The sequence below is a fragment of the Pseudoflavitalea rhizosphaerae genome (assembly GCF_003991355.1).
GTDB lineage: Bacteria > Bacteroidota > Bacteroidia > Chitinophagales > Chitinophagaceae > Pseudobacter > Pseudobacter rhizosphaerae.
The window spans coordinates 66,538-82,300 of sequence record NZ_RCSU01000011.1 but is presented as its reverse complement, the minus strand read 5'-3'; the positions used below and the strand labels follow the sequence as shown (position 1 = coordinate 82,300).

General features: G+C 45.5%; 11 protein-coding genes. 7 read left to right on the top strand and 4 right to left on the bottom strand.

Annotation, left to right across the window (positions count from 1 at the left end):
- Positions 1 to 123 precede the first annotated feature (123 nt).
- A complete protein-coding gene (locus D9Y29_RS18600) occupies positions 124 to 1,815 on the bottom strand; it encodes a hypothetical protein (RefSeq protein WP_127131014.1) in 1,692 nt (563 codons plus the stop codon).
- Positions 1,816 to 1,853: 38 nt separating this feature from the next.
- Between D9Y29_RS18600 and D9Y29_RS18595 the strand changes: the two genes are divergently transcribed.
- The 4 genes from D9Y29_RS18595 (at position 1,854) to D9Y29_RS18580 (ending at position 8,006) form a co-directional block, all read left to right on the top strand.
- On the top strand, positions 1,854 to 3,194 hold the full coding sequence (locus D9Y29_RS18595) for a dihydroorotase (protein WP_127131012.1): 1,341 nt from the start codon (positions 1,854 to 1,856) through the stop codon (positions 3,192 to 3,194).
- Positions 3,195 to 3,218: 24 nt separating this feature from the next.
- Positions 3,219 to 4,529, top strand: coding sequence for a MutS-related protein (locus D9Y29_RS18590; protein ID WP_127131010.1), 1,311 nt, complete (start codon positions 3,219 to 3,221; stop codon positions 4,527 to 4,529).
- Between the two features lie 21 nt (positions 4,530 to 4,550).
- Entirely contained in the window at positions 4,551 to 6,155 is a 1,605-nt protein-coding gene (locus D9Y29_RS18585) for a M1 family metallopeptidase (protein WP_127131008.1), read from the top strand.
- Positions 6,156 to 6,464: 309 nt separating this feature from the next.
- Complete coding sequence (locus tag D9Y29_RS18580) at positions 6,465 to 8,006, top strand: YifB family Mg chelatase-like AAA ATPase (RefSeq protein WP_127131005.1); 1,542 nt, start codon at positions 6,465 to 6,467, stop codon at positions 8,004 to 8,006.
- Positions 8,007 to 8,036: 30 nt separating this feature from the next.
- Here D9Y29_RS18580 and D9Y29_RS26930 read toward each other — a convergent pair whose 3' ends face one another.
- Complete coding sequence (locus tag D9Y29_RS26930) at positions 8,037 to 8,171, bottom strand: hypothetical protein (RefSeq protein ID WP_277601132.1); 135 nt, start codon at positions 8,169 to 8,171, stop codon at positions 8,037 to 8,039.
- A 331-nt stretch (positions 8,172 to 8,502) separates the two neighbouring features.
- Between D9Y29_RS26930 and D9Y29_RS18575 the strand changes: the two genes are divergently transcribed.
- Together D9Y29_RS18575 and D9Y29_RS18570 are read left to right on the top strand one after the other, a co-directional pair.
- The gene (locus tag D9Y29_RS18575) at positions 8,503 to 9,300 is read left to right on the top strand and encodes a glycosyltransferase (RefSeq protein WP_127131003.1); all 798 of its coding nucleotides are present in this window, start codon (positions 8,503 to 8,505) and stop codon (positions 9,298 to 9,300) included.
- Between the two features lie 98 nt (positions 9,301 to 9,398).
- On the top strand, positions 9,399 to 10,502 hold the full coding sequence (locus tag D9Y29_RS18570) for a glycosyltransferase (RefSeq protein WP_127131001.1): 1,104 nt from the start codon (positions 9,399 to 9,401) through the stop codon (positions 10,500 to 10,502).
- 12 nt (positions 10,503 to 10,514) lie between these two features.
- Here D9Y29_RS18570 and D9Y29_RS18565 read toward each other — a convergent pair whose 3' ends face one another.
- Complete coding sequence (locus D9Y29_RS18565; RefSeq protein ID WP_277601134.1) at positions 10,515 to 11,783, bottom strand: DUF6020 family protein; 1,269 nt, start codon at positions 11,781 to 11,783, stop codon at positions 10,515 to 10,517.
- 273 nt (positions 11,784 to 12,056) lie between these two features.
- A complete protein-coding gene (locus tag D9Y29_RS18560; RefSeq protein WP_127130997.1) occupies positions 12,057 to 12,965 on the bottom strand; it encodes a hypothetical protein in 909 nt (302 codons plus the stop codon).
- Between the two features lie 117 nt (positions 12,966 to 13,082).
- On the opposite strand from D9Y29_RS18560, the gene D9Y29_RS18555 reads away from it, so the two are divergent.
- Positions 13,083 to 15,290 (top strand): glycosyltransferase, encoded by a 2,208-nt coding sequence (locus tag D9Y29_RS18555; protein ID WP_127130995.1) that lies wholly within the window; start codon positions 13,083 to 13,085, stop codon positions 15,288 to 15,290.
- The last annotated feature ends 473 nt before the right edge of the window (positions 15,291 to 15,763 follow it).

Here is a 15,763-nt window from a genome sequence, read left to right as displayed (position 1 = left end):
AGCCCTTTTTTTCCAGTTACGAGACGCAAAAAACCGGAATTAAACATCCGGCCCATTGGCCTCCAATGCTAACTCCGGTTCCAAAAAATTAAAAAAAAGGTTCAGTCCATCTATTGAACAAACTCAATAGTCGTATTCTCTCCTGTTCATATTTAACCGCAATCCCAGGGTAAAATAACTGGAGTTCCGCTCTGTTATTACATCGGAGCTTAATCTCCTTACCAGTACGGAACCATCCACAAAAAGGTTTTCTTTCAGTTCGTACGACACTAAAAGTTGTGCATTCACACCTGTAGCCCTGGGGCCTGCGGGTAACTTGTATCCATAATCGCTGCTACGGGTTGTATACATCTTGAAAATATCCGATCCCACATTGCTGTTGGCCGTATCCACGCCCTGCTTCCAGAGTATCAGTCGTGCAGACGTGGTCAATTTCGGGATCGGCTGGTACCTAACTATCCCGATCGCCTCCACGAAATTGGCTCCCAGCGGATGCGCCATCGGTTGATTGTAATGTGTGTAGTTGGCTACGGAATCATAGTGTGAATACGAGAATGGACGGACCAGGTTCACTTCGCCCTGTAAGTCGAGGTTATTAATTTTGAAAGCATTGATATATTTACCGCCCAACTGCAATCCAAATTTGTTGCCCCACCAGCCATTGCCGGCCCTGAGCTCTTTCTGCACAAATTCATCTATCATCACTTGTCCATAAAACTGTAATTTCTTCGCCACATTGGCTTTGAAATCAAAGCCTACAATCGCATTGTCAGCACTGCCGTTCTGCTGCTCGCTCACACGCAGGAAGATCACGGGATTGAGATAGGTGAAATCGAAATGGTTCTTTCTTCCAAAGGTCACCGCTTCAAACAATCCAACATTCAACCATTGTGTGGCCTGCAGGCTGAGGTGCCTGATAGCAGCATATTTCTTATCAAGCAACTTGTTGCCCTGGTTGATGCGGATGGTCTGCGGTGTAAGTTCCATCCATACATTGGTATAATTGAACTTCCAGATGCGGGTACTGATCTTCAGGAAAAGATAACTGTTACCAAAATCGCTCAGGAAAAGACTGCGGTAGCCATTTCCAACAAACATCTTGTCATAACCGAACTGGAAGTCGAGATAATTTTTTACAGCTGAGAAATTGATAGATCCCCGCGCATCGAAATAATCAACACCGGTTTCCTGGAAACGTTTGTAAAACCCAACGCCCGGAACGGCATTGTACTGCGCGATCCGCTCCTGCATGAACAATGGGCCACGCTCCTGGTTATCTACCAGGTAAGCGGAGAAGCCCAGCCTGTTTGCGATCAGTCCGCGAAAAGTAACGCCCTTCGTATTCAGGAACTGGCGCTTGCCATTGTAGTCGGTTTCTTCGGATAACTGTCCCTGGAATACGGGATTCACTGCCAGGTAGAAATCCTTTTCGTCCACCTCAAAAAGATTGGCCTTAGTTTTATAGAATGTATTCCACAAGCTTTTGCGGCTTTCGAAGCCCGACTTGTCTCCCTGCACCCATTCACTGTTGTTCATCAGTACGCTCCGGAGATTGTACTGATCTACCTTCGATAACTGCAATGCGCCTGCCTTACCCAAAGAATCCGCATACTCACTCGCCTTAACGGCAGTGCGCCTGTTCAGCGATTTTGCAGTTTCCACGTTCAGCTCCAGGTTACGCTGAAGCATGATCTCCAGCCGGTCCAGAAAAGGCTGGTGTTTATTACTCTGCGGCAGGTATGTACTTTGAGACCGGGAAATGAGGGGAAAAATTGCAATTGAAAGGCCGAGAACGGTTTTTACAATAAATTGCATGTTGGATTGTTTATTAATTGGCTATTGAAATTCAAGTTATGCAAAATTACCTGATTAAGAACGTAATAGTAGTGAATGAAGGCAAATTGGAGGCCAAAGATGTGCTGATCTCCAAAGGCAGGATAGAAAAAATTGCAGGCAGTATTCAACCATCTGTACCCGTTATAGAGATCGATGGAACCGGCAAGCACCTGCTGCCCGGCGCTATCGATGATCAGGTGCATTTCCGTGAGCCCGGCCTCACCCACAAAGCCACCATTTATACTGAAGCCAAAGCCGCTGTGGCAGGAGGCGTTACCTCCTTTATGGAAATGCCGAATACCATACCTCCTGTGTTTACCCAGGAATTACTGGAAAACAAATACCAGGTCGCTTCACAATCGTCCCTGGCCAACTACTCCTTTTATATGGGCACATCCAACGACAATGCCGATGAGGCCCTGCGCACCAACGATCATAAGAACGAGATTGCCGGAATCAAGATCTTCATGGGCTCTTCCACCGGAGGATTGCTGGTAGATAATTATCTTACCATCGACAAGATCTTCCGCGAAAGCGAAGTGCTCATCGCCACGCATTGTGAAGATGAGAAGATCATCAAAGCCAATTTTGAAAGACTTAAAAAAGAAAAAGGAATACTCGAACCTGCGGACCACCCCATCATCCGCGATGAGAACGCCTGCTTCGAATCCAGCTTCTCAGCCATCCAGATCGCCAAGAAATACAATACCCGCCTGCATATCCTGCATATCAGCACAGAACGTGAACTGCAACTGTTCACTAATATGTTGCCGCTGGAAGACAAACGTATCACTGCCGAAGTATGTGTTCATCACCTCCACTTCACCAGCGATGATTATGCAGCCAAAGGCAACCTTATCAAATGCAATCCCGCCATCAAAGCGCCCCATAACCGCGAAGCATTGTGGAATGCATTGCTGGACGACAGGCTGGATGTAATTGCCACAGATCATGCTCCTCACACCTGGGCAGAAAAAGAAGAACCTTATGAAAAAGCACATGCCGGACTTCCCCTGGTACAACATTCGCTGCTGTTGATGCTGCACTATGTAAAGCAGGGAAAGATCAGTATCGAGAAAGTGGTGGAGAAAATGAGCCATGCAGTGGCAAGATGTTACCAGGTGGCCAACCGCGGCTTTATCCGCGAAGGCTATCATGCAGACCTTGTACTGGTTGATCTGAACCAAAGCACAACCGTGAGCAAAGAAAACATACTGTACAAATGCGGCTGGAGCCCGCTGGAAGGATTCACCGCACCCGCGGCCATCACACATACTTTCGTTAATGGTCACCTCGTGTATGGAAACGGGCAATGGGATGAATCACAGAGAGGACAGCGGCTTTTGTTTGCCCGCTAACTCTTATATTACCTAATCGCGGCTATGCAAATAGACAACACCACATTTAACGACCTATCCATCATTCAGCATGAAGAGGAATTCTCCATCTTCCACCGCCTCAACTTCTCTCAAACCGTGGAGGGAAGGGAATGGCTGCTGAAGTATTTTTCCAATCCCTTCAGTGATCTGCAACAGATCGTCCAGACACAGCAGACACTCCGTGTGATCCTTGCTAACCTGGACACATGGCCGAAAACCATTTCCAATGGCACACTGATGGTGATAGAAAAGTTCTATGATAGTCATGTTGATGCTATTCCAGCCGCAGGCCCCGTGAATGCACTTGGTTACCGCCTCTTTCATGTGGCGGACTATTCACTGGTCCGATATTCCATTTCCCATTTCGCGGACTTCGCGCGGGGTATCGATGCACTGATCAATCTGTTCAATGAAGAAGCCCCACTGCTGGTGCGCAGCTACCTGCACAGGGCAAGACAACTGATCAACAGGCCCATCCTGGTTGAGCTGGCACAAAGAGAGCAGGGAAAGAAACTCAGCGCCACCGAAGTGATCTATTATGGCCGCTACCTGAAAGATGAATTCAAATCAGCCGCTTTTGAACTGATCAGCATTTATGGAAGGTTCGATGCCTGGTATTCCATGGCACGCGCCATGAAGCATTTCAATCTAAGCTTCCCTTCCTTCTCCGATTCGCCGCTGCCAATGATCGATGCGAAACAATTGTACCATATCCTGCTGCCTACACCTGTGAGCTACGATGTACAGATGAGTAAAGACAGCAATTTTGTATTCCTCACCGGCGCCAATATGGCCGGCAAAAGCACTTTCATCAAAGCCGTCGGCTCCTCTGTTTTTCTCGCACACCTGGGCATGGGAGTGCCGGCGGCTTCCATGACCTTATCGCTTTTCGACGGACTGCTCAGCAATATCAATGTGGTGGATAATATCGTGAAAGGAGAAAGCTATTTCTTCAACGAAGTACAGCGCATCCGCGATACCATCATCAAGATCAATGATGGCAGGAAATGGCTGGTGCTGATAGACGAACTGTTCAAAGGCACCAATGTGCAGGACGCTATGAAATGCTCCAGCACCGTGATCAAGGGACTGATCAAGATCAAAAACTCATTGTTCATTCTCAGTACTCACCTGTACGAGATCGGCGATGAGCTCAAAGCATATCCTAACATTTCATTCAAATATTTCGAAACAACTGTGAATGGCGACCAATTGCATTTCAGTTACCAGCTGAAAGATGGCATCAGCAATGATCGTCTTGGTTACCTGATCCTCAAAAGGGAGAAGGTGGTGGAATTGCTGGAGAAACTCTAGCTGGTATTAAATACTTATTCAATGAAAAAAGGCATCACACTGCTGCTGGCTTCGCTTATCCTGTACCCGGCCATGGCGCAACGCCCGGGATCCGTGATCGACGTGAACAATTATATCTTCGAACTGGAACTGAACGATCTCAATGATCAGATCACCGGTAAGGCAACAGTGGATGTCCGGTTCCTGCAGGCAGGAAACCTGTTACAGCTTGACCTTATCAGCGCCAATAGTAAAGGGAAAGGCATGAAGGTGACCAGGGTTACGGAGAATAACAAGCCATTATCGTTTACTCATTTACGTGATACACTCATCATTACACTGGATGCTCCGGCAAAGAAAGATGAATCCCGGTCTGTTGTGATCAGCTATGAAGGCATTCCCGCCGATGGACTGATCATCAGCAGGAATTTATATGGCCATCGTGGCTTCTTCAGTGATAACTGGCCCAACCGGGCCCGCAACTGGATCCCCTGTAATGATCACCCGGCAGATAAGGCTGGCGTGGAATTCATCATCACAGCCCCCGATCACTACCAGGTGGTAGCCAACGGCATGCAACTGGAAGAATCCTCCCTTCCCGACAAAAAGAAGCTGACCCATTATAAGGAAACTGTGCCGCTACCTACAAAGATCATGGTGATTGGTGCGGCGGATTTCGCAGTACAATATGCAGGTGAAGTAGGCTGTGTTCCCGTGTATAGCTGGATCTACCCCGAGAATAAGGAAAAAGGCTTCTACGATTATGCGATGGCGAAAGATATCCTTTCTTACTTCATCAACCTGGTGGGTCCTTACGCTTACAAGAAATTAGCCAACGTACAATCAACTACCATGTTCGGCGGTATGGAAAACGCCAGCGCAATTTTTTATGCTGAAAAATCCGTCACCGGCACACGGAAATGTGAAGGCCTGATTGCTCATGAGATTGCCCATCAATGGTTTGGCAATATGGCCACGGAAGCCGATTGGAGCCATATCTGGCTCAGCGAAGGATTTGCAACGTATATGACCATCTGGTATTTCGAGAGAACACATGGGCAGGACACAGCAGCAGAAATGCGCGCGAAGGACCGCAAGACCGTCATCACTTTCAGCCGGAAATACAATGAGCCGGTGGTGGATACTACCGTTACCGATTATCTCCAGTTGCTCAATGCCAACTCCTATCAAAAAGGGGGATGGATCTTGCATATGCTTCGTACGGAGATCGGCGACAGCGCCTTTCTCCGCGGCATCCGCAATTACTACGCAGCTTTCGCCGGCAGGAATGCCGTAACGGAAGACCTGCAACGAATAATGGAAAAAGCTTCGCGCAGGGACTTGAATAAATTCTTCAAACAATGGCTTTACACGCCCGGCCAGCCCAAACTGGATGTCCGTTGGAAATACGATGCGGCCAGCAACCTGATCTCCGGCACCATACATCAATTGCAAGCCACGCCTTTTGATTTTCCGCTGGACCTTTCGTGGATCGAAGCCGGAGGATCAAATCCAACTGTGATCACGCTACGTGTGAAAGAAGGCGAAACAAACTTCAGTTTTCCCGTAAAAGCACAACCTTCCCATTTTGTGATAGACCCCGGTGTGCATTTATTGTTCGAGGGAACAGCGAAAGAAGAGAAATAGCCAACTGCTGTTTATATTTTCGGGGAGCCCGGTAGCATCATCCCGGCGAGTGATCTGTATTTGGGGGTGACTAAAAGGACAGAGAGCTGGCAGTCGCTCGCCTCCGGCGAGTGACTTATATTTGTTCGCCTCCGGCGAACACCGCGTCGCCAGAGGCGACTAAACAAAACTCACTCGCCGGAAGGCGAGCGACTGGGCTCTCCGCTTTCTAAACTATCCTCTGTTGTTGTAAAACAAACCCTTCAGCGATAATCTAACCTGAATAGATATACGAAACGAAAATTGTTTCGCCGCCTCTTACCTTGCAGCATGCTTGTAAAAACATTCGGCAGCGCGGTATCGGGCGTAGACGCCATTACCATTGAAGTGGAAGTGAATGAAATGGCAGGACGGGAATACTACCTGGTGGGACTTCCGGACAGCGCCGTGAAAGAAAGTTTCCAGCGCGTGGAGAGTGCACTCAAGACCAATGGCTACTATATGCCGCGCCGGAAGCTGGTGGTGAACCTCGCACCTGCCGCTATCCGGAAAACCGGTACAGCCTTCGACCTGGCAATCGCCATCGGTATCCTTGCCGCCACGGAACAAATACCCAATCCCGAATCATTGCTCCGTGTTGTTTTGAAAGGTGAATTGCAGCTTGATGGTGTTATTCGTCCCATCAAGGGCGCCCTCCCCATTGCCATCAATGCGAAGAATCATGGTTTCACCGATCTTTTCGTGCCACAACAGAATGCCCGCGAAGCAGGCGTTGTGGAAGGCCTGAATGTATACGGCGTAGGCCATATCAATGAGGTCATCGATCATTTCAAGGGAGAGAAGATCATTACGCCAACAACAGTTGATATTACCGCCGCCTTTAGCTCCAACTACTCGGAAGCGGAAGGTGATTTCCTGGATGTGAAAGGCCAGCAGAATATCAAACGCGCACTGGAGATCGCCGCGGCTGGCGGACACAATGCCATTCTCATTGGTCCACCAGGCGCCGGCAAGACTATGCTCGCCTCCCGTCTGCCCACCATCCTGCCTCCACTTACTTTGGAAGAAGCCCTGGAAACCACCAAGATCTATTCAGTGGCTGGTAAACTCTTATCCGATGCTACATTGATCACTGCACGTCCATTCCGCGCACCGCATCATACAGCAAGCGATATGAGCCTGGTGGGAGGCGGCAGCATTCCGCAACCAGGCGAAATATCCTTATCACACAACGGCGTGTTGTTCATGGATGAATTCCCCGAGTTCAGAAGAACAGCCCTCGAAGTTATGCGGCAACCGATGGAAGAAAGAAAGCTCACCATCTCCCGCGCAAGAATGTCTGTTGATTTTCCCGCCAGCTTCATGTTATTGGCTGCGATGAACCCCTGCCCATGCGGCTACTATAATCATCCCCAGAAACAATGCAGTTGCCATCCCAGCGCCGTACGGCATTACCTCAGCAAGATCTCTGCGCCGTTGCTTGACCGCATCGATCTGCACGTGGAGGTAACACCTGTTCCTTTCAGTCAACTGGAAAATGAAGAAGACGTGGAATCATCCGCTCAGATCCGGGAACGCGTGATCAGGGCAAGGACCTTACAGGCCGGGAGATACCGGCTGATGCCAGGCGTTTATTGCAATGCACAAATGAATAAAAAAATATTCCGGCAGATTTGCACGGTAGACAGTGAGGGAAAACAATTATTGAGATCGGCGATGGAAAAACTGAAACTATCAGCAAGGGCTTACGACAGGATACTGAAAGTAAGCAGGACCATTGCAGACCTGGCAGGCAGTGAATTGATCAGTTCCGTGCATCTGGCAGAAGCCATTCAATACAGGAGTCTGGACAGGGAGAATTGGGGGGAATGAAGGTGATGTTACGCTCCCTTCCGCACGCGCTTACTGGTTGCTGTCGCCCTGGACGAACTCTCCGGGGAATGCGCCTGTTTTGTTGATTGCAACGCCGTTGGACTGACCGTAGCCCAACAGCAGTATGCATACCGCTGCCATTAGGGATAATAAGATCTTTTTCATAGATAAATGTTTAGGTATTAAATAAAAAAAACGCCGACCTATACAGATGCAGCCAATATGGGCCGGAAAATATAATCAGGTGTAGTACAGGGATGTTAATAGCAAAGAGACACTCATGTGAAGAACGAAAACCAAATTAGAGAGTTTTTATTGCACTGCATAAACAGGAAATAAAATTTATGAAAAAACAAATAAAAACTACGAAAAGTGTTACCCACAAAGAGTTTCAGGTTATTCAATTTCAAATTAATCACCATGTCATTCGGTAGTTCAGTCATTGTTCAGTTGGCATAGTTCCGTTTATTGTACCTTCGCACCACATCATTCAGCAATGCCGGATTTCTTTTTACTGATACCCTGCTACAATAATACAGAAGGACTGATACGGTCGCTTCAATCAGTGCAGTATTCCATGCACCGGTATAAAGTGGTGGTTGTGGATGATGGCAGCAGGGAGCCTGTATCAGATAAACTGCTGCTGGAAAAACTATCTCCGGAACTGCAGGTGCAGGTGATCCGGCAGCCAACGAACGGAGGCATCACCCTTGCGCTCAACACCGGACTGGAAGCCATTTACAGCCAGGCAGCTGATGGGTTTATCGCCAGATTGGACTGTGGCGATCTCTGTACCCCTGACCGGTTTGAGAAGCAGGTCAGTTTTCTCCAGTCCAACCCTGAGGTACAATTGCTGGGCAGTTGGTGCTATTTCAAAAATTTCACCACCGGAGAAAACTACAAGTATCGGACACCAGTAGCCGATAAAGAGATACAAAGGAAGATGTATTTCAAGAATGTATTCATTCATCCAACTGTGATGTGGCGCTTCAATAGTTCATCCCCTGTATATTATCCTTATGATTTCCCTCACGCTGAAGACTATGGGATCTTTTATGAATTGCTGAAACATGGCGCCGGCGCAGTGATCCCTGAATTCATGGTCACCTGCGAGATCAATGAAAAAGGCATTTCCATTTCTAACAGGCAGGCGCAGTATAAAAGCAGGATGCGGGTTATCAGGAAGTATGGGAACAGCTGGTGGCTAACGATGATGGGCACCATCAAACTCGGTTTGCTGATGTTGGTGCCGCAAAGAATTTTACTGCCTATCAAAAAAGGGCTCTACTCCTGAGTTTCAGGCAATAACACAATAACAGGGTCCATCGCCAAAAGCCATTCCCGCTTTCGTATATTTGCACCCTGTTTATCCTCACAGGAGACATTTTCTTTATGAACATTGTGCATGTTGTTGAACCATTTGCGGGCGGGATTGTCGCTTTTCTGAAATCCCTTGTTGAAGATCCTTCCGGGGATAACCATATTATTGTACATGGAGAGCGGGCGCATGTGGTAAAGCTGGCCGATGCAAAAAAGCAATTGAGATCGCCCCGGGTAAAATACATCCACTGGAGATCTGCACAAAGAAGCATCCATCCCATCAGGGACCTGAAAGCATTCATCGAGCTGTACAAAATTCTGAAGCGGCTGAAAAAACAGCAGCTGATCGATGCCGTGCATATGCATTCTTCCAAAAGCGGTTTCATTGGCCGGATGGTCTGTCAGCTGCTGGGGATCCGTAATGTGATCTATACGCCGAATGGAGCTCCCTTCCTGGTTGGACAATCGGCCTTCTCTAATTTCGCTTATAAAAAACTGGAATGGTTTGGTTCCTTGTTCAACGGAACAGTGGTTTGCTGCTCCGGTTCAGAGCTGCATGCATACCAGGAAGCAGGTATCAAAGCAATACAGATCAACAATGGAGTAAACGTAAGCGCGGAGTTTACCAATGACGAAGCATCACAACAAGCGCTGGTAAGTAGGAAAAGGAAACTGCGTATCGTAACCAGTGGCAGAATACTGGATCAGAAAGATCCTGCCCTCTTCAACTCAATTGCCAAAGAGCTGGAATCCCATACAGATATAGAATTCATCTGGATCGGATATGGCCCTGATGCCGACATGATCACGGCAAATAATTTTCATATTACAGGATGGCTCACTCCCGAAGAAGCAAAAAGCAAAGTGGCTACCGGTGATGTATATATGTCCACCGCACGTTTTGAAGGACTGCCCTTTGCAGTGCTGGAAGCCTTATCGCTCAGGAAACCGGTTCTGCTTTCTGATCGTGTTGGCAACCGGGATATGATCGATCATGGCATGAATGGACATCTTTTCAATACAGCAGCAGAGGCGGTGGAGAGAATCCTGGAATACAATAATAACCGGGAGATGCTCGCCGCAATGGGAAAGCATTCCGGTGATTATTGCTATGAAGCTTTCAATATAGATAATATGAGAAAAAGCTATCGGGAACTCTATGCCCGGAAAAAGTGATCATGTAATTGATTATTCCTTCGCATCGCTTTCTTTCTTTTTAGTGGTCATGATAAAGAACCACTGGAACCAGAACGATACAAATACAAAGTAGACGAATCTGAAATCCTGCTCCAAAGAAGCGATGACGAGGGAAAGAACTCCTGCCAGCCATGGCAGGAACATGATCCAGGAGTATTTTATGTTTCTTCCACTCATATAAATTGCCAGTACGAGCAACAGGATATTGATGAGACCGATTCGCCAGAAAACAGTGATCCCTGCTTTCTCGGTTATTTTCAGCCAGGCTTTGGCAATTTTAGCACCGGGCTCCCATGGGTGGGACTCCAAACTGTTTTCATTCGGTGTAATATTGGTCAGATATCGAAAGGTACCATGATCGGGTTGTGGCACACTCCATGCGATGTCTGCGCCCAAAAGTTTGTCCCAGATGATCAATCGCGGGTTGTCTTTAAAACACTGCAGATAAGTTCCGATCACAGTATTCGCTGACACCTTATCCAGATTATTCAGCATCACCCCATTTGTTTTGAACATGAAGAGGTCTGGCGAATATGGATCATATTTGTTTATCCATTCATCATAAGGGAGAACAGTTTCCATGAACGTAGCGGATGCAGGAAGTTTTCCATTATATTTTATTACCGAAGCAATTCCTTTAACTGGCGGAACAAGTTTAATGGATGGAGGGTTAGGGATCACGTGACCACTGTTCACCAATAACAGCTTAAAGGAAAAAATAAGTAAAACGGAGAGAACCAGTCCCGCAAATACAGTTTTGCTCCTTTGCTTCCAGGAAAACCACAACACCCCTGCACAAACAAAAGCGAAGATGATGATCCCATTATGCCTAAACAATGTGGTAAGAAAAAGTGAAATGGCCAGATCAGTAATCAATTTTGATCTGCTTTGATAATCGTTACAAAGGATCCTTATGATCACAAAATTAAGCCAGAGCACAGCAGCTGCAAATGGAACGTCTTTCCAAAGTGTGATCATCAAAATACCGTTATTGGCAGATAGCGAAAATCCGGTAATCAATATGTATAATGCTCTCTTACCAACTCCTTTTCTGTAAAAAAAACATCCAACCCTGGAAATGATCACCGACATTAAAACAATCTGAAGCAGTACTGCACTTGCCGGACTTTCCCAAATAAGCAGGGCCAATTTGTTGAATAATGTATGCAATACCGGATGCCAGTCATTCCATTGAGATTTGCCTGTAGCAATTGCCCATTGTACATGCGAATCATCAGAAAGTATCCCGGGATAAAACATAAGAAGCCAGATGCTCCACACAAGGAAAGGTATTAAGAAGAATTTCCACCATATGCCGGATTTTTTTACATCCTCACTTGTATGCTTGTTCCCATGTCTGAGTACAAGATCACGCAAACGATCAGTTGCATACAGGAAGGCTATTATCGCCACCCACCACCAAAGAGCAGTCAGAAAATAATTAGCCAGTATTTGCACAGTTACTGTAGCATCGGGCGCGGATAGAAATAAAGTGCTGCCTGCTGAGGCAAATGCAGCATAAGCAGCCACCAGCTATAATCCCAGTTGCTGTTTCCTTGAATACGAACTGATCACTCCTTTATCCAATCCCTTCCCGGCCCAAACACCAATAAGAACAGTTAGTATTGGCAGTACCCATTTTTCATCCCTGGTGAGTGTAAGTTGATCACTAAGCAGGAACAATACCAATCCACTCCAGATCATTACTCCTGCAACAATCATGGGCTCCCGCGGAAGCCATAGAACCCCCATTGTGATCAATATCATAGTGAGCAAAGCCCCTACAAAGATCATTAAATGGTAAACAGGCCTTGGAAGATCCTGATAGAATGCAGCCGGGTCTGTGACTGGATAATTGATATAGGATTCTGAAGCAGCCCCCAGATCGAGAATAGTATCTTTCTTCCCTTCCTGTATTCGAACCTTCCCCGACCAGGAATGAGCGAGGAACCGGATAGATGGCGCTACAGGGTCCTCTATGAGAATATCTATTGAAGCAGATTTACTCCGGTTGAACAGAAGTTTCCCATCTTTCATTTCCCATTCTGTACCTTCTGTTTTAATTTTACTCAGATCATAACCTGAATCCTTATTGATAATTTCCAGCACCCAAACTTCGCTAGCCTGGGAAATAGGCGATTTTTCAGCAAGTCCTGATAATGTTACTTTCGCATATGCCTTCCCTGTAGCAGGTTTCGGAGCAAAACAATTCCAGGCGGCAGCAAAAACTATTGTAGAAAACACGATTGCCTTTCCTGTCTTGCGACTATTTACCTTAAGTTGTGAAAACTGGAAATCCTTGTATGCATACCACAGGAAGGAAAAGGTAGCTACTCCAATCAATAGCGCCAACCAAACTGAGCCCCCAAAACGGCTTTTCGCTGCAATAACACAGAAAGCGGATGCGGTCAGGTAGATTGCAGCACGCAGTAAGAATTTCATGAATTGTTGAATGAATTGGATTTGAAATTGCGCAGATAGCATTTAAAGCTCCTAAAATAGGCATTTTTTACATGTTTGCCAGTCCCCTGCATCGTTGCCCTGCTTAGTACAGGCTTGATGCAATGCCCCACAAACCATACATTTGCAGAATATATCAAGATTGTGAAATATTGGCTTTTAACAACAGAATATCCTCCGTTTTATGGAGGCGGCATTAGTACCTATTGTTTCTTCACTGCGAAAATGTTGTCAGAAAAAGGGCATTCTGTAACAGTATTTGTGCCAGACAATACTCTTTCTGCTGATGTTATCAGTGAATCTGACCATATCAGACTGGTACGGTTTGCTATTAACAAGTCTGGCATGGACTCAAATCTTGGTTACAATGCGCTGGTAAGTTATGAGCTGGCAATTACGATACGGGAATATCTTAACAATGAAGCAAAGCCTGACATAGTTGAAGTGCAGGACTACCAGGGCCTCGGTTATTATTTGCACCTTTTCAAAAAGCTGGGTTACGAAAATTTCCGGGACCTTTGCACCCTAACTACATTACATTCAACTGCATTATTATACCAAAGAGTTAACAGGGAAGCGATCTACAAATTTCCAACTTTCTGGGTGGGTGAAATGGAAAAGTTTGCCATCCTCGCCAGCGATATACTGATCTCCCCCAGCCAATACCTGGTAGACAGGCTGGCTGAAGATTTCCGCATTAACGACAGGGAAGTTATTGTGATACCCAATCCCATCCTGTCAACTTCTCCCCTGAAGGATACAAGTTTTGAAAGGAACAATATCGTTTTTTTCGGCAAAATGGTATATACGAAGGGAGGGTTCCAATTGATAGAATATTTCAAAAAGTTGTGGAATCAGGGATTTGCCCACCCTCTGACCATTATTGGTGATGCAGACTTCGCCCTGCACACTGAGGATATGTTAGCGAGAGATTTCATCAATAAAAAGTATGGCAAATTTGTTGAAAGTGGACTGCTTGTACTCACCGGCAAATTGAAATCACAGGAAATCAGGAAGTACCTTGAAAAAGCACATGTAGTGGTTATTCCAAGCTTAGTGGATAATCTACCATACACAGTGCTTGAAACAATGCTGGAGGGAAAGCTGGTCCTTGCCTCCAAACAGGGTGGTCATGTGGAAGTAATTGAGAATGGAGTGGACGGATTTTTGTTCGATCATAACCAACCTTCAACTTTCTTTGAACAATTAGAAAAAGTACTCTCTTTATCTGATGAAGAGATTTATACGATAGGCAGGAATGCACACAGTAAGATCATTAATGGCTACAATTTTGAAACCATCTATGCACAAAAAATGCAGGTTATCGAAAATTACAAAAGCCAGCCTGCTGTTGCGTCTGATATCTTTCCTTATATCAGACCAATTCCACTCACGGCGCCTACTGAATCGCTGGCATTGAATAATGATAAAAGAGGGTTGGTTTCCGTTGTAATTCCTTATTACAATCTTGGCAAGCTGGTGGAAGAAACAATTGAATCAGTATTGCAGTCAACATATGAGAAGCTTGAAATACTCGTAGTTGATGATGGCTCCACCGATCCTGTAAGTATTGCAACTTTGGATAACCTGAAAAAGGCTTATCCAACGGTGCGTGTATTACATAAACCCAATGGAGGACTTGGACATACAAGAAATTATGGGGCGGCTCATGCTTCTGGTGAATATCTTGCAATTCTAGACGCAGATGATACTATCCACCCAAGCTATTATGAAAAAGCTGTAAGGGTTTTGGAGCAATATGAAAATGTACACTTTGTTGGTTGTTGGTGTAAATATTTTGAAGGCAACAAAGGATACTGGGTATCTAACATGCCCGAACCTCCATTTTTCCTGATCCATAATACGATGAACAGCAGTGCACTTATTTTCAGGAAAGCCTCCTTCCTTCAGGCCGGTAATGATACAGAAATGTCTTTTCAGGGCTTGGAGGATTGGGAATGTATTGTGAATATGACTTCCAAAGGACTTACCGGCGCCTCTCTCCCGGAGCCCCTTTTCAATTATAGGGTTAGGAAGAATTCAATGTTTAGACAAATATCCAAAGTGCAATCTTTTTTTCTTCATTCATATATAGTCAATAAACATGCTGCCTTCTATTCAAAATACACTGCAGACATCGTAAATATTCTAAACTCAAATGGTTCAGGGATCAATCTTGACAATCCAACCCGTGAAGCTTTTGGTAGCTTCTCCTCAAGAATAGTTGCCAAATTGAAAAGGATCATCTCCAGGAATTACTACTTGAAAAAGTATGCGTTAAAATTAAAAAAATTGCTCGGGAAGTAATTTTCGTTTATACGTTCACGATATGAACGGCGATAGTTCGCATCCTTCCTGACCCGGAACAAGTACTACCAACAGATTGTTTGTTTCAATTTATTTACAACCCAAATTTTCATCGAATTTTAATCTAATCCTGTAGCTGTACACTTATTGCATAATTGTGATCTGCATTGTAGTGACATTTCATGTCACTAAAGTTTCCTTAATGTTTAACCGCAGAAGAGAGAATTGATACAGTAAGCTATATGCCTGGCATTCGGGTATAAATTTTGCCAAGATTTTCCATACTGATGCAGCGCTTCTGAAATAAAATATATCAAGCATGCAGAAAGAAGAAAATACTTTTCATATTAATGATGAGATAAAATGAGTAATCCGAAATTATGAAAGACCAATATGAAGTAAACAATACCTTATCCAAGCTTTTTGAGAGACTGAACCTCTTAATTTACTTGTTCAATTGTTGCTATTTCGCT